Origin of the sequence: Nitrosomonas marina, assembly GCF_900111605.1 — a bacterium.
GTDB lineage: Bacteria > Pseudomonadota > Gammaproteobacteria > Burkholderiales > Nitrosomonadaceae > Nitrosomonas > Nitrosomonas marina_A.
This window is the reverse complement of sequence record NZ_FOIA01000023.1, coordinates 1-17,573: the sequence shown is the minus strand read 5'-3', so window position 1 is coordinate 17,573 and position 17,573 is coordinate 1. Positions and strand designations below refer to the sequence as shown.

At 49.0% G+C, this 17,573-nt stretch carries 18 protein-coding genes; 11 read left to right on the top strand and 7 right to left on the bottom strand.

The features are described from left to right. Positions 1 to 14: 14 nt before the first annotated feature. Complete coding sequence (locus BMY62_RS10820) at positions 15 to 437, top strand: ferritin-like domain-containing protein (RefSeq protein WP_090659571.1); 423 nt, start codon at positions 15 to 17, stop codon at positions 435 to 437. A gap of 275 nt (positions 438 to 712) precedes the next feature. After that, positions 713 to 1,222, top strand: coding sequence for a DUF1269 domain-containing protein (locus BMY62_RS10815; protein WP_090659568.1), 510 nt, complete (start codon positions 713 to 715; stop codon positions 1,220 to 1,222). Positions 1,223 to 1,383: 161 nt separating this feature from the next. On the opposite strand, the gene BMY62_RS10810 is transcribed toward BMY62_RS10815, so the two are convergent. Both BMY62_RS10810 and BMY62_RS10805 read right to left on the bottom strand, forming a co-directional pair. After that, positions 1,384 to 2,706 (bottom strand): Glu/Leu/Phe/Val family dehydrogenase, encoded by a 1,323-nt coding sequence (locus BMY62_RS10810; protein WP_090659565.1) that lies wholly within the window; start codon positions 2,704 to 2,706, stop codon positions 1,384 to 1,386. A gap of 245 nt (positions 2,707 to 2,951) precedes the next feature. Beyond that, the gene (locus BMY62_RS10805; RefSeq protein ID WP_177170362.1) at positions 2,952 to 3,515 is read right to left on the bottom strand and encodes an NADPH-dependent FMN reductase; all 564 of its coding nucleotides are present in this window, start codon (positions 3,513 to 3,515) and stop codon (positions 2,952 to 2,954) included. 310 nt (positions 3,516 to 3,825) lie between these two features. Here BMY62_RS10805 and BMY62_RS10800 point away from each other — a divergent pair, with 310 nt between their 5' ends. The 4 genes from BMY62_RS10800 (at position 3,826) to BMY62_RS16510 (ending at position 6,767) form a co-directional block, all read left to right on the top strand. Beyond that, the gene (locus BMY62_RS10800) at positions 3,826 to 4,059 is read left to right on the top strand and encodes a hypothetical protein (protein ID WP_090659562.1); all 234 of its coding nucleotides are present in this window, start codon (positions 3,826 to 3,828) and stop codon (positions 4,057 to 4,059) included. 100 nt (positions 4,060 to 4,159) lie between these two features. Next, complete coding sequence (gene rlmD, locus BMY62_RS10795) at positions 4,160 to 5,470, top strand: 23S rRNA (uracil(1939)-C(5))-methyltransferase RlmD (RefSeq protein WP_090659559.1); 1,311 nt, start codon at positions 4,160 to 4,162, stop codon at positions 5,468 to 5,470. A gap of 185 nt (positions 5,471 to 5,655) precedes the next feature. Then, complete coding sequence (locus BMY62_RS16515; protein WP_256207566.1) at positions 5,656 to 6,366, top strand: CorA family divalent cation transporter; 711 nt, start codon at positions 5,656 to 5,658, stop codon at positions 6,364 to 6,366. 5 nt (positions 6,367 to 6,371) lie between these two features. After that, entirely contained in the window at positions 6,372 to 6,767 is a 396-nt protein-coding gene (locus BMY62_RS16510; RefSeq protein WP_256207565.1) for a CorA family divalent cation transporter, read from the top strand. Between the two features lie 128 nt (positions 6,768 to 6,895). On the opposite strand, the gene BMY62_RS10785 is transcribed toward BMY62_RS16510, so the two are convergent. Continuing rightward, positions 6,896 to 7,261, bottom strand: a complete 366-nt coding sequence (locus tag BMY62_RS10785) for a hypothetical protein (protein WP_090659556.1) — start codon at positions 7,259 to 7,261, stop codon at positions 6,896 to 6,898. Between the two features lie 30 nt (positions 7,262 to 7,291). Further along, positions 7,292 to 9,151, bottom strand: coding sequence for a sigma 54-interacting transcriptional regulator (locus BMY62_RS10780; protein ID WP_090659698.1), 1,860 nt, complete (start codon positions 9,149 to 9,151; stop codon positions 7,292 to 7,294). 225 nt (positions 9,152 to 9,376) lie between these two features. On the opposite strand from BMY62_RS10780, the gene BMY62_RS10775 reads away from it, so the two are divergent. The 3 genes from BMY62_RS10775 to BMY62_RS10765 are packed head-to-tail and all read left to right on the top strand — an operon-like array spanning position 9,377 to position 13,021. Then, positions 9,377 to 11,005: an alginate export family protein gene (locus BMY62_RS10775; RefSeq protein WP_090659695.1), complete on the top strand. Its 1,629-nt coding sequence runs from the start codon at positions 9,377 to 9,379 to the stop codon at positions 11,003 to 11,005. Between the two features lie 16 nt (positions 11,006 to 11,021). Next, a complete protein-coding gene (locus tag BMY62_RS10770) occupies positions 11,022 to 11,726 on the top strand; it encodes a c-type cytochrome (protein ID WP_090659691.1) in 705 nt (234 codons plus the stop codon). Then, positions 11,723 to 13,021, top strand: coding sequence for a cytochrome c (locus BMY62_RS10765; protein ID WP_090659553.1), 1,299 nt, complete (start codon positions 11,723 to 11,725; stop codon positions 13,019 to 13,021). Before BMY62_RS10770 ends, BMY62_RS10765 begins: the two co-directional genes overlap by 4 nt. 122 nt (positions 13,022 to 13,143) lie before the next feature. On the opposite strand, the gene BMY62_RS10760 is transcribed toward BMY62_RS10765, so the two are convergent. Further along, positions 13,144 to 13,599, bottom strand: a complete 456-nt coding sequence (locus BMY62_RS10760; RefSeq protein WP_090659550.1) for a metallophosphoesterase family protein — start codon at positions 13,597 to 13,599, stop codon at positions 13,144 to 13,146. Between the two features lie 349 nt (positions 13,600 to 13,948). Here BMY62_RS10760 and BMY62_RS10755 point away from each other — a divergent pair, with 349 nt between their 5' ends. Further along, entirely contained in the window at positions 13,949 to 14,755 is an 807-nt protein-coding gene (locus BMY62_RS10755) for a formate/nitrite transporter family protein (RefSeq protein WP_090659547.1), read from the top strand. A 164-nt stretch (positions 14,756 to 14,919) separates the two neighbouring features. On the opposite strand, the gene BMY62_RS10750 is transcribed toward BMY62_RS10755, so the two are convergent. Both BMY62_RS10750 and BMY62_RS10745 read right to left on the bottom strand, forming a co-directional pair. Next, positions 14,920 to 15,717 carry a DODA-type extradiol aromatic ring-opening family dioxygenase gene (locus BMY62_RS10750; protein ID WP_218142971.1) on the bottom strand — a complete coding sequence of 266 codons (798 nt, stop codon included), beginning with the start codon at positions 15,715 to 15,717 and terminating at the stop codon, positions 14,920 to 14,922. 12 nt (positions 15,718 to 15,729) lie between these two features. Beyond that, the gene (locus BMY62_RS10745; protein WP_090659544.1) at positions 15,730 to 16,692 is read right to left on the bottom strand and encodes a transposase; all 963 of its coding nucleotides are present in this window, start codon (positions 16,690 to 16,692) and stop codon (positions 15,730 to 15,732) included. Between the two features lie 163 nt (positions 16,693 to 16,855). Between BMY62_RS10745 and BMY62_RS10740 the strand changes: the two genes are divergently transcribed. Next, complete coding sequence (locus BMY62_RS10740) at positions 16,856 to 17,242, top strand: SPW repeat domain-containing protein (RefSeq protein WP_090659541.1); 387 nt, start codon at positions 16,856 to 16,858, stop codon at positions 17,240 to 17,242. The last annotated feature ends 331 nt before the right edge of the window (positions 17,243 to 17,573 follow it).

The following is a 17,573-nucleotide window of genomic DNA, read 5'->3' as shown; positions in this document are numbered from 1 at the left end:
CAGGAGGCTTAGTTATGCACAATCTAACCGAGATAGAAATCAACGCACTGAACGCGGCGCTGGATGATGAATACAAGGCCTGGTCTGTCTATGATCAGGTGATCGCCGATTTTGGAACAGTACAGCCTTTCAGCAATATTCGCGCAGCGGAAGAAAGACATATCGCTGCACTGCATACGCTGTTTACGCAATACGCTCTGCCAATTCCAGAAAATTCCTGGCCCGGCAAAGTGGAGCGTTTCGCCAGCATACACGCTGCCTGCGAAGCCGCTGTGGCTGGCGAAATCGCCAATAGCAAAATGTATGACCGGTTAATGAAAGCAACAGATCGGCCGGACATCCTGGCAGTATTGCAGAACCTTCAGGAAGCATCGCAGCAACGCCATTTACCGGCCTTTCAGCGCTGCATTGAGCGCCACGCCCGGCAGAAAAGGTGATCCCAGCCAAAAAATATTCCACGACTTACAAAATAGCAGCAAGTAATGAGCGATCGGCAGGTTCAGAACGTGTATCAAAGCAAATACGTATTAACACGTATTTATTTAACTACTCCGTTTTGATACACTGCAATAAATATAGTCTGGTGTTGTTACCATTCCAATAATGGATAATCAGCAGAACTTTTCGAGCGGCTAGGTAGAGTGATGAAGAGAAGCGAGAAGCTTGTATCTTTTCTGAATTTCATTTTGCCCAATTTCAAAGGAGAAACGTTATGCGAAGAATTTATTTTCTTGTTCCGAATATTTCTGTCACCAAAAAAATTGTCGATGAGTTGCTGCTGGCCAAGATCGAGGAAAAGCATATTCACGTCATCGCAAAACGCGGCACCCCGCTGGAGGATCTGCCCGAGGCCAGCCTGCTACAAAAAAGCGACTTTATACCTGCCGTTGAGCAGGGCGTTGCACTGGGCGGCGCGACCGGCCTGCTTGCAGGACTGGTTGCCGTGGCATTGCCACCTGCATCGACCGTAGTCGCCGGCGGCGTTTTGCTCGCCACCACGCTTGCGGGAGCCGGCGTGGGATCGTGGCTGGGCGGCATGGTTGGCATGAATGTCGGCAATCGCCGCATCAAGGAATTTGAAGATGCTATTGAAGCAGGAGAATTTCTGGTATTGGCGGATGTCGCACCTGAACGCGTTGATCAGATAGAAGCATTAATCAAGCAACATATACCGCAGGTTGAAGTCGAGAAGACCGAGCCGAGAATACCCGCTTTTCCATAAGCCAAGTTGCTTTGATATTGCCCGGAATACGCTTGGCCGTTCACTCCTGCACTTACTGCACTTGTGATGCGAGAGTGAATGGTTTTTTTGATCTTTCTGACACATGCCATCCGGCACCATGTTGATAACGTTCAGTCAAAAGCCTGCGTGCCTGCTGCCTGTCATGGCCAGATTCCTCGAATCAAGGTTGCATTTGCCACACGCTCAATCGCGGTCATCAGGGCGACGGTACGAAAATCAGGATTACCAGGCTGCTCACCGGATATCGTATCAGCACATTTTTCTTCGCCGACAACGAAATTCTGCCAGCGTTTAAATACTGTATCCACACAATCATAAATTTTCCGTTTCAGCTTGGTATTCACAGTTTCCAGATCCCACTGCTCGTTGGCATGATTCTGTACCCATTCAAAGTAGCTCACTGTTACTCCACCCGCATTGGCGATGATATCCGGAATCAGATAAATTCCATTCTGTTGCAGAACCAGATCCGCGGCAGGTGTCGTCGGATTATTGGCCGCTTCGACAATGAGTCTGGCTCTGACATGATGTGCGTTACCGGCATGAATCTGGTTACCGACCGCAGCGGGAATCAGGATGTCGCAATCCAGTTCGATCAGTTCCTCATTAGTCAAGGATAATGTACCCGGCATGCCCACCAGGCAACCGTGTTCCTTTTTGAACTGAATGACGTCATCCAGGTTAAGGCCCGATTCGGCAAAAATACAGCCGCTGCTATCGCTTAACGCCACAATTCTGGCACCCCGCCTGAAAAACTCCTGTGCGGCAACTCTGCCTACATTGCCAAACCCCTGGATAGCAATCCGTGCGCCCGCCACCTCGGAAATCTCCGGGACCAGCCCTTTTGTCAAGAAACGTTCAGTTGCATACAGGCAACCGAGGCCTGTTGCTTCCGTACGGCCGTACGAGCCTCCTAGTTCAATGGGTTTTCCAGTGACGATCGGGCGGTTGTTTCGACCAGGGTTGAGCACATCATAAGTGTCGTAAATCCAGGCCATCGTCTGCTCGTCAGTATACATATCCGGCGCCGGAATGTCGGTATAAGGTCCGATGACTTCCAATAATTCCGAAGTAAACCGTCGGGTAATCCGGCGCTGTTCATTTTTACTGAGCGCTTTGACATCGCAGCAGACTCCTCCCTTGGCGCCTCCGAACGGGATATTTACCAGCGCACATTTCCAGGTCATCAGCTTGGCCAGTGAAATCACTTCCTCTTCTGTTATGTCGGGATGATACCGCACCCCGCCCTTACCCGGTCCAAAGACAAGGTTGTGAATCACCCGGTAACAGCGAAACGTCCTGACCGAACAATCATCCATCTCGATGGGAAAATGAATGATATGAACACGCTTCGGCTGTTTCAGAAAATCAACCAGGCCGCTTTGCAGATGCTGGATATACAGACGCGCCCGGTCAAACTGCTGCTCGCTGATCACCAGCGGATCAAGTATCTCTTCAGTCATTGCAGGATTATTGTTCAGTTACGTAAGTTCTGGTCGAATGAATCATAACACGGTATTTTTAAACCAGGAAAACGGCACAATTAAACTGACAACCGGCATGGCATAATCCTGCCGAAATGGCGGGCGGTCATCAATGACTGACCATTGAAAGGATTGTAAGCATACTGATTCAATCGCCTTCGCCACCGAGATAAGCAGTCCATGCAGCCAGCCCGTCGCTCATTTACAAGACGACACAAACCCCTTTACTGATGATTACCGGATTGAATAAAACTTACAAATCCACCAAGGAACGCTTCAAGCTGATCCCGTACAGTTTCATCTGTTAATTCACCGGTTTCATCGAAAACCTGCTGCGCTCTTGAAACCATTAACTGACCGCCAAACCAGGTACGCGTGCCCAGTCTCTTAAGCACAGGAAGCCAGGCATTCTGTGATAAAGCGGTACCGAAACCGCCCGGTGTCGCTCCAATAACAGCAACCGGACGCCCGCCGAATACTTTTGAGATTGTTTCTGGCGGGCGCGACAACCAGTCGATGGTATTTTTGAAAACACCCGGTATCGAATGATTATATTCAGGTGTGGCCAGCAATATACCATCGGATCTGGCGATTTTATCCTGCAGCATGACAACAGCGTGCGGCACGCCTTTCTCAGCCTCGAGATCGCCGTCATACAGCGGAATGCCTTCGGGCGTGACTACTTCAAGCTCGACATCCGCTGGTATCAACTTTCCTGCTGCCCGCAGCAAGGCAGTATTCAGCGATCTTTTACGCAGACTACCCGAAATACCGACGATTCTAATCACAAGTCCTCTCTGGTTTATCTGAACTCGATTTTCAGAAAATTGCTGCTTGATCTGTAGCAAGCATATGCTGTCTCGGCACGCCAGCATTTCCGACCACAATAAACGCTGCATACCCCTTTATAGGGTCACGGCCACCCTCTTTTCGATTGGCCTGATGAAATCGCCTGTAGCGGCGCTAAAGGCTGCCGAGGCGGATTCAGGGCCTTCATAAAATACCTGACACACTCTGACTGCTGGCCGGTCGGCATCGAGGATAGAAACAACTCTGAAATACAGCAGGTTTTACAACGCGCTAAAAGGCAAAATACGCTTGAGAACAGGCAATGTCAAGAAAATTGACAGCCTGTCCATTGGTGCAGAAACTCAAGAAAGCTGGATCGCCCACATTACAGAGGCCAGCAATAAACAACAACATTGGCCTTTTAGGACAAAGCAGATAAAATTTCAGGCATATCGAATATATGTGCTACTTCTTGCCCTTTTGCTTGTAGCTTCTTTACCACCAATACGCCGTGTGACATCAGAAAAAACACAAAGAAAATAACAGATTTCCAGCATACCATACATTAGAACGCAAGAAAAAAACGCAGATACGTCAACGATAAGCACAGGCAGTTCAGCAGATCAATATTTGGCGCAATTCTATGAAGAAACAGAATGAAATCACCGTAGAGTCACTGGATCAGGAAGGTCGTGGTGTCGCACGACAAAACGGCAAGGTCATTTTCATCGAAGGCGCGTTAACCGGCGAAACAGTGACGTATCAAACGTTTAAGCGCAAGCAATCCTACGAAATGGCGCAGGTTGAACAAATAAAGTGTGAATCACCGATGCGCGTTAAACCCAAATGCCGACACTATGGTGTCTGCGGCGGCTGTTCCATGCAGCATGTGGATGCAATGACCCAGGTAGCCATTAAACAGCGTATTCTGGAAGACACTCTCGCGCACATCGGCAAAGTCAGACCGGATGAAATTCTGCCGCCAGTTTACGGCAGCAGCTGGGGCTACAGGCAACGCGCGCGTATTTCGGTACGTTATGTCCGGCGGAAGAACAGAACGCTGATCGGTTTCCATGAAAAACACAGCAGTTTTGTCGCTGATATGCAGCACTGCGAAGTTCTGACACCCAAAATAGCCAGTTTGCTGCCCGAGCTGGCATCCGTCATTGATCAGCTGTCGATTCGCGACCGACTGCCGCAGGTCGAAGTCGCATCGGGTGATCATATTGATGTTCTGGTACTGCGCATTATGCAACCGTTAACAGATACCGACAAGCAACTGCTGCGCGATTTTGCGGATGAACACCGGATTCAGTTCTGGCTGCAACCCAAAGGTCCGGACAGCATTTATCCGTTTCACCCGCTGAATGCGGCACAGTTGTCTTACAGCCTGCCGGAGTTCAATGTGGTCATGCCATTTGCACCCACCGAGTTTACCCAGGTCAACGGCACAATCAACCGCGTCATGGTCGGTCGCGCGGTACGCCTGCTTGATCCACAACCAGGCGAACACATTGGCGATTTTTTCTGCGGCCTCGGCAACTTTTCCCTGCCGATTGCGCGCAGCGGCGCAACAGTCACCGGTATAGAAGGCAGTGACGCACTGGTCAAACGCGCACAACAGAATGCGGCGATCAACGGCTTGTCCGCCAGCACCCGTTTTTTAGCAATGAATCTGTTTAAAATGACACCGGAGGCATATGCCAGCCTGGAAAATTTCGATAAGCTGCTGATCGACCCGCCGCGCGATGGCGCAGTTGCGCTGGTCAAATCGCTGACAGGCATTCACGCACCGCGACGTATCGTCTACGTATCGTGCAAGCCTTCCACGCTGGCGCGCGACGCCCAGATACTGGTCCATGCACAGGGTTATCAACTAAAAGCTGCCGGCGTCATGAACATGTTTCCGCATACGTCACATATAGAATCAATTGCGGTGTTTGAACGCCTATAAAACGATACCTGCATTTCATTCTCGCTTACCGCAAACTGCGGCCGCTATCAGTATTGAAAACACGTACGCAAGTATGCCACTCTCAAACGTTGAAACAATTCATGCTTTGGCATGTTGCACGTCACCCGGCACGTGCAGAGCTGATTAAGATAGAATGTGCTATTCCTGAACACAGGGGTCCTATCATGAATCTCGAATACCCGCGATGGCATCGCCTGCATCAACAACAAGACAAAACCGCGTCAATCAGCGCCGCCGATAAATCGGGACTGCCGCCCGGTGCCCTGATTCATGTTGGTGAGAAACATGAATCCCCGGGGAAAATTTCAGTCGTCCAATACAACGATCAGACCATAACCGAATGCGAAATTGAATCCATAACCGATTTGCAGCAGCTGCAAAGCAATGAAGCCATCACCTGGGTAAACATCGACGGCCTGAGTAACACGCGTATTATTGGTGATATTGGTACGCAATTGAATATTCACCCGCTGATTCTCGAGGACATTCTCAGCACGCACCAACGCCCCAAGCTGGAAGAATACGATGACTATATTTATCTGGTGGTAAAAGGTATCGGCGCGGACTACCACGACCGGCTGGAGCTGCGCTATGAACAGATCAGCATTCTGCTGCTTGCAAACTGCGTCATTACATTCAAGGAGAAAGCCGACGATATTTTCAGGCCGGTCCGTTTCCGGCTGCAGAACCGCAAAGACCGCCTGCGCCAGTATGGCAGCGATTATCTGACCTACGTGCTGCTGGATACTGTCGTCGATGAATATTTTGTGATTGAAGACCATCTGGACGATATTATCGATCCACTGGAGGACAACCTGCTGGCCAACCCCGATCAGAAAGCACTGCGGACGATCCAGCACTTCGTCGTGAATTGATCACCATGAAGCGCAGCATTTCGCCGTTGCGCGAACTGCTATCGACTATACAGCATGCCAATACAGGCCTGATCCAGGAAAAAACACTGCGGTATTTCGGTGACATCTACGATCATGTCCTGCGCGTTACCGATTCACTGGATTCCTACCGCGAACGAATCGCAGTCATCCAGGATGTTTACTTATCCAGCATCAGTAACAGAATGAACGAAACCATGAAAATCCTGACTATTTTCGCGGCAATCTTCATTCCGTTGACATTTTTGGCGGGAATTTACGGTATGAATTTCGAGTATATGCCCGAACTGAAATGGCGCTGGGCGTACCCTGCGCTATGGCTTGTGTTTATTGCCATCAGTATTGGCCTGGTCCTGTATTTCAAACGCAAAAAATGGTTGTAATGTGCAGTTCAACGTTGATTTCGTACACAATGTTTTTCAGCGATTTACGCAATGGCGTTACTTCTGACACAGTCGCGGCATTCATTGCAGTATGGCTAGTACGCTATAAATATCATATTGATAGCGTACTAGAATGTATTTTCAGACAAATAATAAATCGCCTCGTTGTATTTACCCAGCGATTTGAGATTATCGAATACTTTTTGCTCTTCCTGATCAAGAACCGATCTGAACATCAACGCAACCACACGCATCGAGCGGTTAATGGCGAATACATAATAAATGGTTAACCCGGTTGTTTCCGAAGAAACGTGATACACGTCCACGTCAATCGTCCTGGTCCAGTCACATGCGCGATCACCGCGCACGAGGCGCAACAACTCACCCGAGATGACCTGCACGGGCCTTAGTTGCCGTTCCAACGCTATTTTTTCCAGTACATCATAAAGCGGTTCGAATGCATCGGGTTCCGGCAGTTCGAATCTTGTTTTCATCTATTATCCTCAGCTCTCTATCAGCAGCACTCACAGATAATCGGCTTTATTGATACGAAATATCTTCATTCTGTAGGCCAGCGTGGACGGCTTGACACCGAGCAGTTCTGCGGCACCATCCGCACCGGAAATACGCCAGTTTGTACTTTTGAGGACGGCGATCATGTTCATTTTCTCCTGCTCGCGAAAATCCGCATCGGTTAGAAGTTTTGTTTTTTCTACCGGCTTGGCAGACAACTGACCGGCCGGCCTGTTCCGTCGAATATGATCAGGCATTGCAAGATCCAGCCTGAGCCTTTGACCATTTGTGAGAATAACTGCTCGTTCAATAATATTTTTAAGTTCCCGGATATTGCCCGGCCAGTCATAGCTGCTCAACTGGTCAAGCTGCTGGCGAGTCAGTTTGAGCGGCTCGCGACCGAATTCCTGACAGATATTTTTCAGAAACTGCATGGCCAGCGGCCCGATATCATCGATTCGTTGGCGCAGCGGCGGCACTTCGACAGGAAAAATACTCAACCGGTAGTATAAATCCATACGAAAGCGCCCGGCTTCGACTTCCGCTTTCAAATCACGATTTGTCGCCGCAACAATGCGAACATCCACTTTAATCGTTTTGTCGTCGCCCACACGCTCGAACTCCTGTTCCTGCAAAGCCCGCAGCAGCTTTCCCTGCAAATCCAGCGGAATCTCTCCCACTTCGTCCAGAAACAGCGTTCCACCATCAGCCAGATGCAGCCGGCCTACCCGGTCACGATGCGCGCCTGTGAACGAACCGCGCACATGTCCGAAAAATTCGCTTTCAAAAAGCTCTTTGGGAACAGAGGCACAGTTAACCTTAACAAGCGGCTTATCGGCCCGGGAACTGTTGGCATGGATCGCGCGTGCAATCATTTCCTTGCCGACACCCGATTCGCCCAATATCAGAACGCTGGTCGAGGTTCTGGCAACAGCCTCTATCTGGGCCAGCGTACGCATCAGAGCCTGGCTTTCACCGATAATTTCACCAAAATTAGCTGTGATATTGATTTCATCGCGCAAGTAATCGCGTTCCCGTTCCAGCAGTTCCTTCAGTTTTTTTATCTCCAGATAGGCTGCTTCGCGCTGCTGCTCGTTTTTTCTTCGCTCTGTAATGTCCCGATAGACAACAACCGCCCCTTTCAGTTCACCATTCTCGCGAATAGGTGTGCTGGTATATTCAACGGGAACCGGCGTACCGTCTGTGCGCCAGAAAAATTCGTCATCTCCGCGGTGTATGTCGCCATCTGTAAATGCGCGATAAATCGGGCATTCGCTGCTTGGGTACGGCCTGCCGTCCGGATAGGAATGATGGTGAATATCGTGCAGCGACTTTCCGATAACATCTTCGGCACGCCATCCCAGAATCTGGGTCGCCGCTTCATTGACAAAGGTTGTATTACCCCGCGCATCGACACCGTAAATCCCTTCGCCTACCGCGTTGAGAATCAGTTCATGCGTTTTTTGCAACTGCTTGAGCTTAGCGACCGCACGACTGTATTCTGAGGTCTCAGTAAACACCAGCAACGCGTAATATCGCATGCCGCCGGCCTGTTTTACGCGCCAGGCCGACAGCATGCCCTGAAGCCCCGCAGTCGCACCATCACTCTGTTCGCTTTCCTGCCGGCAGAGTGATACCGCTCTGCCGTTCATTGCAGCGCCGTTCTGTATGACATGCGTAATCTGCCGGGTAAGCGCGGTATCGTTCTGCCGGTTGAACAACGCCTCGAATGGGTATGACACGGCATCATCGGTAGCCGGCAACCCCAGATATTCTCGCCAGACCGTATTGATATCGCAACAGATGCATGTTTCATCGACAATCGCTGCAAACAACGGTGAATGACGGAAGCACAAATCAAAATTAACCATCACAAAATCACAAATTTTTGTGAATCGTATCACAAAAATTTGTGATTCATAACTTTTTGATACTGGCATTTGCAATAAATTATTTATTAAACAACCAGTTAATAGTTGGCACGATTATTGATAGATCTATTGCATGAAAAAGATTTTCACCCTTTGCAGTTTCTTATCGAACACGCAATCACCAATGGCTTCTATCGCCATCATAATTCAGAGGAAATATTTTTTATGCAAACAACTAAAGGACGCATTACACGATCGACCGGCGCTGCATTCGTGCATTATTCGCTGCTATGTTGCCTGACCGGCATCGTAATCCTGGCAACGCAATCGATCTTCGCGAACACTGCAGCAGGTACTGCAGCAGAACAGAATAAAACAAGCACCGACTGGAGCAGTGTTCCTCCCGTCACCTCACCGCCAAAACCGGGAATGTTTTCGCGCCCGGCAGCACCCCAGGCAGGTTATTATTCAATTCTGGATTTGCTGACCGGAAACAAACAGTCTCAACCGCCAGTTTCTCCGTACCCACGGTTCGGCTTAATGACAACGCCCCAGTTCGATATCGATTTCCGTTATCTCGAGAAACCGGGGCACGAAACAGACATCTTTGATCCAGTTAAGCGGATCCCGATTGCGGACGACTGGCTTTTGTCATTTGGCGGCAGCTTCTGGTACCGGTATATGCATGAAACCGATTCCCGTCTGAACGAAAACGGGCTGAATAATGATTATCACCTGATCAGGACGCGCCTTCATGCCGATTTGTGGTATCGGGACCGCGTGCGTCTATTTGCTGAATTTATCGATGCGCGATCATTTGATCCCGAACTTGCACCATCGGGAATTGACAGAAATCATACAGACATGCTGAATCTGTTTGCAGACATCAAGGTAGCCGATGTCAATGGGCCGGTTTATGTTCGGGTTGGCCGCCAGGAACTGCTCTACGGTTCCCAGCGATTGATTTCCACGCTGGACTGGGCAAATACGCGGCGCACATTCCAGGGCGTCAAGACTTTCTGGCGCAGTGACACGATTGATCTGGATGCTTTCTGGGTACGTCCCATGCGAACCGAAAAAGGGGACTTCGATAACTGGGACACAAAGCAGAATTTCTGGGGCCTCTGGGGCACCATCAAACCGCGACCTGATCATTTGATCGATTTGTATTATTTAGGGCTGGATAACAGGCACACCGTGTCCGACGCAAATATAGCAGCGGGTAACATCATGCGGGGCGATACGATTGTCCATACGCTGGGTGGAAGGCTGGCGGGAAATTTCGATCGTATTCTGTATGAACTGGAGGGCATGTATCAATTTGGCGAGCGGTCCGGACTGGACGTGTCGGCATTTGCTGTTGCGACAGGCGTTGGCTATCAGCTGCCACTCCCGATGAACCCGAATATCTGGATCCGCTATGACTTCGCATCCGGGGACAGTAACCCGCAGGATGGCCGAAGCAACACATTCAACCATTTGTTCCCGTTCGGCCACTATTATCTCGGCTATATCGATCTGGTCGGCAGGCAGAATGTCCACGATATCAATGCGCAGATCACCTTAAAACCTCAGCCCTGGTTTACATTTATCGGACAATATCATCGCTATTATCTGGCAAACGAGCGCGATTTCCTGTACAACGCAGGCGGCGTTCCGCTGCTGCGAGACCCGACAGGGCAGTCCGGCAGTCATATCGGCGACGGCATCGATTTTCTGGCTAATTTTCATATTGCCCGCCATCATGACGTCATTGTCGGCTACTCGAAACTGTTTTCCGGGGATTTCATCGAAAACCAGAGACCCGGCATCAATTCCGATCTGTTTTATGTGCAGTATAATTTCAGATTCTGACAAGGATTCTTTTGACATGATACAGTTTATTTTGACAGTTTTTTTTCTTATCGCAACCACGGCAAATGCTGCGAGCGACCCGCCTGACGACATGGCAGAGCGCGTTAAATCCTGCACGATATGTCATGGCGAATCAGACCGTGCCGAGCAGCACGTTTACTATCCGCGCATAGGCGGCAAGCCCGTGGGCTATCTGTACAACCAGTTACGCAATTTCAGGGACGGTCGGCGCCATTATCAACCAATGGCCATACTGCTGGAGAATATGCCCGACGACTACCTGATGGATATCGCGCGTTATTTTTCAACGCAGTCGCTGCCGAAGTATCAGCCGGAACGACACAGCTTGCAGCCTGATGAACGCGAACTGGCCGAAATGATGATTTTTTCAGGTGATTCTGACAGGGATATTCCGGCATGCAGCGACTGCCATGGCCGCGCATTGATGGGAAAATCGCCTTTTATTCCAGGGCTGCTGGGCTTGCCGCGGGCGTATTTGTCCGCCCAGTTTGGCAGCTGGCGCAACGGTGGACTGGTTCGTGGCCAGGTATCCGACTGTATGTCGAAGATAGCGGAAAAGCTGACAGACCGTGAAATCATCGCGATTGCAAAGTGGCTGTCGATTCAGGAAGTTTCCGGCAACCCGGAACCGGCGGGAAGCTTGTCCCCCGCACTGGCCCAACGTTGCAGCAGTATTGTTGAGGTGGAGATTTCATCATGAACGATTTCACGGCCTTGACCGGCAGACTTGAAGAGCTGGCTGCGCATTTGGTAGCAGGCGCTGCATTGCTGTTTCTGGCAACAGACGCCGCGGCATATGGTAATTCAGACGATCCGTTCTATCGTGCCGGACTTGATTCGCAGCAGCAGCGTGGCGCGTATCTGACACGAGCAGGTAACTGCATGGGATGCCATACCGCTCGCGGCGGACAACCGTTTGCAGGCGGTCGCCGCCTGACCACCGCATTTGGCGTTTTCGTCACACCCAATATCACACCCGATGAAGAAACAGGAATCGGTAACTGGACTGAAGCGGATTTCTGGCATGCTTTGCATGAAGGCAAATCGCCCGATGGCCAGTTGCTTTACCCTGCATTTCCTTACACCGAATATACCAAAGTGACCCGGCAGGACGCCAACGCGATTTTTGCCTATTTGCAGTCGCTGCCCGCAATCAGGCAAACCAACCCGCCGCATGCCATCCGTTTTCCGTATAATTTCAGGCCGCTGCTGCATATCTGGCGCGCGCTGCACTTCACCCCTGGCGAGTATGTGCCCGACTCATCGAAAACAACGCAGTGGAACCGCGGCGCTTATCTGGTACAGGGGTTGGGGCACTGCAATGCCTGCCATACCAACCGCAGCCTGCTCGGGGGTGCAGACAATGAACTGGCGGGCGGGCAGATCATGGGCATGAACTGGTACGCACCCTCGTTGACATCGCATCTCGAAGCCGGCAGCAGTGACTGGACCATTGATGAAATTGTGGCGTTGCTGTCCATTGGCATTACAGACCGCGCGGTGGCTTCAGGGCCGATGGCTACGATTATCCGGCAGAGCCTGCAGCATCTGTCCGAGGAAGATCTGCGCGCCATGGCTGTGTACCTGCAATCCATATCGGACAGCAAATCGGATTATGCGGCGGCTTCGGCCGCGCCTGCGCCGATCAGCGCATACAGCAGCCTGGTGCATGGCGAGCAGCTGTATCAGACTTATTGCCAGGACTGCCATGGCGTTTCGGGAAAAGGCGTACCTGGTGTTTACCCGCCGCTGGCAGGAAACCGCAGTGTGGTCATGGCATCACCGCTCAATACCATTCGCAGCATTCTGGAAGGCGGTTATCCTGCCACAACCAAAGGGAACCCGCGCCCTTACGGTATGCCGCCTTTTCAGCAGATTCTGCACGACTACGAGATCGCGAATCTCGTGTCATATATCAGGAACGCCTGGGGTAACAGCGCGGACAGGGTCACCGTGTATGATGTGGAGCAGAGCAGGCGTATCGGAGTTGAGTGATGTTTGAAACATGACGGGCGAATGCTGGATCTTCGGGAACCAGTATGAATCGATGGTGTGTCAGAATTTGCAGCAACATATTCATCATTTGGTTCTTAAACAAATACTTTGAAATTCAACCTTTATGCTATTAGGTGCGTTTCATGGGCTATTCCCGATTTGCTGATATAGAGCTTTCCAAGCGCTACAGGCAACTTGAACCGGCGGGGACCAGCGCTGCCCGGATTGAAATACAACACACCTTCCCTGATTTTGGAGCTGGGCATATGCGAGTGCCCAAAGACAACAACATCAAATCCTGCTGCGACCGGGTCGAGATCGATTTCGTCAATATTGTGAATCATGTAAATCAATTTTTCATCAGCCTCCACCACTTCGGTCTTTGGAAACTGGTCACCGAACGAACCCCTGTCAATATTCCCACGAATCGCAACGACAGGACAGACAGCCTGCAAATCCCGGATTACATAATCCGACCCGATGTCGCCCGCGTGTACGATGATATCTGAACCGGCAAGATATTCCAAAGCTTCCGGACGAACAAGACTGTGGGTATCCGAGATGACGCCAATTATCATTTTAGGGTCAAGTCTATTTATTAATTATAATTATACTCACTACTTCAGGCATTAGTTGGACCAAATCCGGATTTTATCAATCTTTCAATCAATAATGGACAGGATATAAAAGTAAACATATCATATTTTTATTATTAATCAACAGATTTGATATCACTTGATAAGCATATCGATTTACCAGTCGCTACTGTTTTTCAACATCTAAAAGGAGCCAAGTTACGCAGGCTGACTGGACCACATATGCATTACGCCGAAGCGCATGGGAAGTTTCCTGTAAATCACTAACTGCACAATTTTTAACCGACATCTAAAAACAGAAAAAATCAACCGACTAAAAGGAGATAAAATCGTGGCCTATGTCAAGCCGGAAGAAATCGTTGAAAACATGCTGCAGACTGGCGCCAGGAAAACCGGTTTAACGATCAAGGATCTGTTATTGCGTGGTTTTCTTGCCGGCGCTTTTCTCGGTTATGCTACAACACTGGCCATTCTGGCGGCAACACAAACCGGTCTCGGTATTGTCGGTGCCCTGGTTTTTCCGGTTGGTTTTGTCATGATTGTATTGCTTGGCCTTGAACTGGCAACAGGTAATTTTGCACTTATACCGATCGCTGTCAAAGATAGGCGAACACATATCGGCGCTTTACTCTATAACTGGTACTGGGTATTAATCGGCAATCTGGTCGGCGGAGTCGGCTATGCCTTTCTTTATACGATCGTCACAACGAAAATGGGACATATTGACCCCTCAACGATTGCCGCTGCACAACGTTTGATCGATATCGCCGAGAATAAAACACTGGGTTACGCACAATACGGTTTTGATGGCACTATCACAGCCTTTACCAGTGCACTGCTTTGCAACTGGATGGTTACACTGGGTGCTGTCATGGCCCTCACATCAACCACTACAACTGGAAAAATCGCGGCCATGTGGCTACCCATCATGACTTTTTTTGCCCTGGGCTACGAACATGCCATTGTCAATATGTTTTTAATTCCAGCCGGCATCATGCTGGGTGGAAATATCACAATTGCCGACTGGTGGTTATGGAATGGTTTACCGGTAATTGCCGGTAATATTGTCGGTGGAATGCTCTTTACCGGTTTTATGCTGTATTGGGCATATAATACACGCAAAAAGAAATCTTATTAATGACGCTATACAACCCATACCCAGCCTGTAATCTTTAAAACTCCAAAATGTATCAGTAGCAATACTTGGCAGAAAAATTAACCGCACATGAAATATTTAATAAAAACAAAGATTTGCCATCATTAGCAAACGAGTTTGTTTTTTTGCCGTTGAAAGCACACAGCTCACCATGCATACATGCTCGATTTTTTGTTCATGATAGTCAGCCCATATCTCTCTGTACAAGGTGTCTTTGCCACGCCGTAGCACACATGCAATGGCAAAAGGTGCTCTTCTCTCGGATGGCAATAACGCGCACCGGGCGCCTCTTCCCATAGAACCAGCAATTCACTTCTCTGCTCCTCTGAGTACCCCCTATCAACACAAACGGTCTGCAACCAATTCTCAAATTTTTCGTTAAGCTGGTCTGGTTCCACGGTATCAGGCGCAAAAAAAGTTTTCAAATTATGAAAAGAGAAACCGGAACCCATGACCAGCACATTCTGTTTATGCAGATCCCTCAACGCGGATCCGATCTTAATATGCCGGGAGGGGTTCAGTGTGTTAACCAAAGAAATCTGGACACACGGCATGTCAGCATCGGGATACATGATCTTGAGAGGGACAAAGACGCCATGCTCGAATCCCCGGATTTCGTCCAGGCGCGCATCGATTTCCTCGTTTGCAAACAAACGGAATATTTCCCCAGCCAATGCAGGCTCACCTGGACACGGATATTGAATTTGATATGACCCAGGTGGAAATCCGTAGTAGTCGTAAATTAATGGTGGATTTCTTGCCGCGGTAATTGTAGGGACCTGTTCTTCCCAATGCGCGCTGAACACCACTATCGCCTCCGGCCTGGGCATGGTTTCAGCAATACGCTGCAGGTATGCCACCATTTCATCGTGCCGCAGATCTCCCAGCAATGGCAACGGCCCTCCGCCATGGGATATATACAGGGATTTGGGCAATGTCATCATGCTAAAACAAATCTATTCATTAATTTTCTTCTCTACCTCGTGCACCAATTCTGCCAACCCTGCATCTTCACAAATCTGCCGCTCAAATCTGGCGACCGAACCTGACACACTGCCATAGTGACTGAGGCCAAAGGCTGTTGCTATCTCATTCAGTGACAAGCCTGCAAATTTACGGCAGCAATAAATTCCTGCAGACCGCGCGTGACTTTTCATTCCACGCCCCCGTACCGCTTGCAATATTTCTTTTTCAGGAGAGGCAAACACAAGCGAAACAGCCTGGATAATGGCTAAGACTGAGGGAACTGGTCTGAGTTTCTTTATTTCCGGTATTTCCGCATTGACTGGCAACCTGGAACAAATTGATTCTCTGAAAGTGTCACTGCCCATTACAGCGGGTAGTTTATTTTTGCCATAAAACAGTTGCGTTTCATCATCAACGCCCTTTTCAACAAATGACCGGTAAGACCTCCGCCGTTGCTGCCGCCCCAGCATATTCAGCACAAATTTTGTATGCAGCCACTCCGGCATTGCTTTAGCACCCATATAATACCGGTAACTGGACCATTGGTAAGTTCTGGCTGAAGAAGTCACACCGGCCACAACTGGGTTCAAATGAATGTATCGGCTTACATTTAACAAATAAGCATCCGGCTCGATAAGGATTGCCTTGTATCGCCCGCGAAACAAAGGACCGTCGGTAGTTTCCAAACGGTTATGACGTTGCGTGTAAACACCATTCAGATGCCGCATCGCCCGTTGCAGGTTACCCTCAGGCGTATGGATCAATAAATGATAATGGTTACCCATTAAGCAAAACCCGTGAATTTCCACACGAAACATCTTGCTTATCTGTGACAGCAAATCCAGAAAAAGCATGCGGTGGGTATCGCTGCTGAAAATATTGCGATAACCCGCTCCCCGGTTCATTACATGATACCAGGCATTTGGATATTCAATTCTTAACGGACGGGACATAAACGAGAAAATATCATAAAAATTATTATGAATAAACAGACTTGACCCTAATTTATTTAAGGCAGTTAGTGTTTTGTAGCTAACAGACGCCGATGGCAGAACTGTATTAACGTACCAAATGTGGCAACTTTGAGTGACCACGAATTAATACAGGAGAATTCACATGAAAGTAATTTCACCACGTACACACGGTTATCTTGATTTTTTGACTGTTGTTATATTTTTACTCGCCCCAATAGTGTTAGGATTAAGTGAGTTACCAGCAATTCTTGCTTATAGCCTGGCCGTCGTTCATTTGATTGTTACATTGACTTCTGATTTTCCCTTTGGGATAGTCAAGTTGATTCCATTTACCATTCATGGCTGGATTGAGCGCCTGGTCGGACCTTCACTAATTGCCTTACCTTTCATTTTTGGCTTTGCCACTGACGAAATCGCGAGAAATTTTTATATCGGCATGGGTATTGTGATTATCGCCGTTGGTATTCTCACAGACTATCAGAGCCAGCCCAGACAAAGAGGCGGTATTGAAAAAGTAAAAACACAATAACACAATTCGATCATGGTTTTACCCGGGTCAGTGCTTTTCCGGGTAAAACTGCATAATTATAATTAATGGCCAAGTCTATGGATTAATTCATTCCCAAACTTTTGCATCAATTCCGCCATGCGCCAATCGGGCATCTTGTTTATGACATCGATCCAAAGCAGGTGGGCACAAACTAGATTGCGTCGTCACAAGTTAGAAATTACTGTATAATTATGCTGTAAGTGATTATTATACATGGTAATAGTATGTCAGAAGCTTATCGTAGACATGATCTTTCAGATCATGTGTGGTCGTTACTGGAACCCCATTTGCCAGGGCGATCAGGCAAGTG

Bases quoted from the DNA above. Each gene is read 5' to 3' on its own strand.
- BMY62_RS10820 (WP_090659571.1), top strand. From the start codon at position 15: ATGCACAATCTAACCGAGATAGAAATCAACGCACTGAACGCGGCGCTG.
- BMY62_RS10815 (WP_090659568.1), top strand. From the start codon at position 713: ATGCGAAGAATTTATTTTCTTGTTCCGAATATTTCTGTCACCAAAAAA.
- BMY62_RS10810 (WP_090659565.1), bottom strand. From the start codon at position 2,706: ATGACTGAAGAGATACTTGATCCGCTGGTGATCAGCGAGCAGCAGTTT.
- rlmD (WP_090659559.1), top strand. From the start codon at position 4,160: ATGAAGAAACAGAATGAAATCACCGTAGAGTCACTGGATCAGGAAGGT.
- BMY62_RS16515 (WP_256207566.1), top strand. From the start codon at position 5,656: ATGAATCTCGAATACCCGCGATGGCATCGCCTGCATCAACAACAAGAC.
- BMY62_RS16510 (WP_256207565.1), top strand. From the start codon at position 6,372: ATGAAGCGCAGCATTTCGCCGTTGCGCGAACTGCTATCGACTATACAG.
- BMY62_RS10785 (WP_090659556.1), bottom strand. From the start codon at position 7,261: ATGAAAACAAGATTCGAACTGCCGGAACCCGATGCATTCGAACCGCTT.
- BMY62_RS10780 (WP_090659698.1), bottom strand. From the start codon at position 9,151: ATGGTTAATTTTGATTTGTGCTTCCGTCATTCACCGTTGTTTGCAGCG.
- BMY62_RS10775 (WP_090659695.1), top strand. From the start codon at position 9,377: ATGCAAACAACTAAAGGACGCATTACACGATCGACCGGCGCTGCATTC.
- BMY62_RS10770 (WP_090659691.1), top strand. From the start codon at position 11,022: ATGATACAGTTTATTTTGACAGTTTTTTTTCTTATCGCAACCACGGCA.
- BMY62_RS10765 (WP_090659553.1), top strand. From the start codon at position 11,723: ATGAACGATTTCACGGCCTTGACCGGCAGACTTGAAGAGCTGGCTGCG.
- BMY62_RS10760 (WP_090659550.1), bottom strand. From the start codon at position 13,599: ATGATAATTGGCGTCATCTCGGATACCCACAGTCTTGTTCGTCCGGAA.
- BMY62_RS10750 (WP_218142971.1), bottom strand. From the start codon at position 15,717: ATGATGACATTGCCCAAATCCCTGTATATATCCCATGGCGGAGGGCCG.
- BMY62_RS10745 (WP_090659544.1), bottom strand. From the start codon at position 16,692: ATGTCCCGTCCGTTAAGAATTGAATATCCAAATGCCTGGTATCATGTA.
- BMY62_RS10740 (WP_090659541.1), top strand. From the start codon at position 16,856: ATGAAAGTAATTTCACCACGTACACACGGTTATCTTGATTTTTTGACT.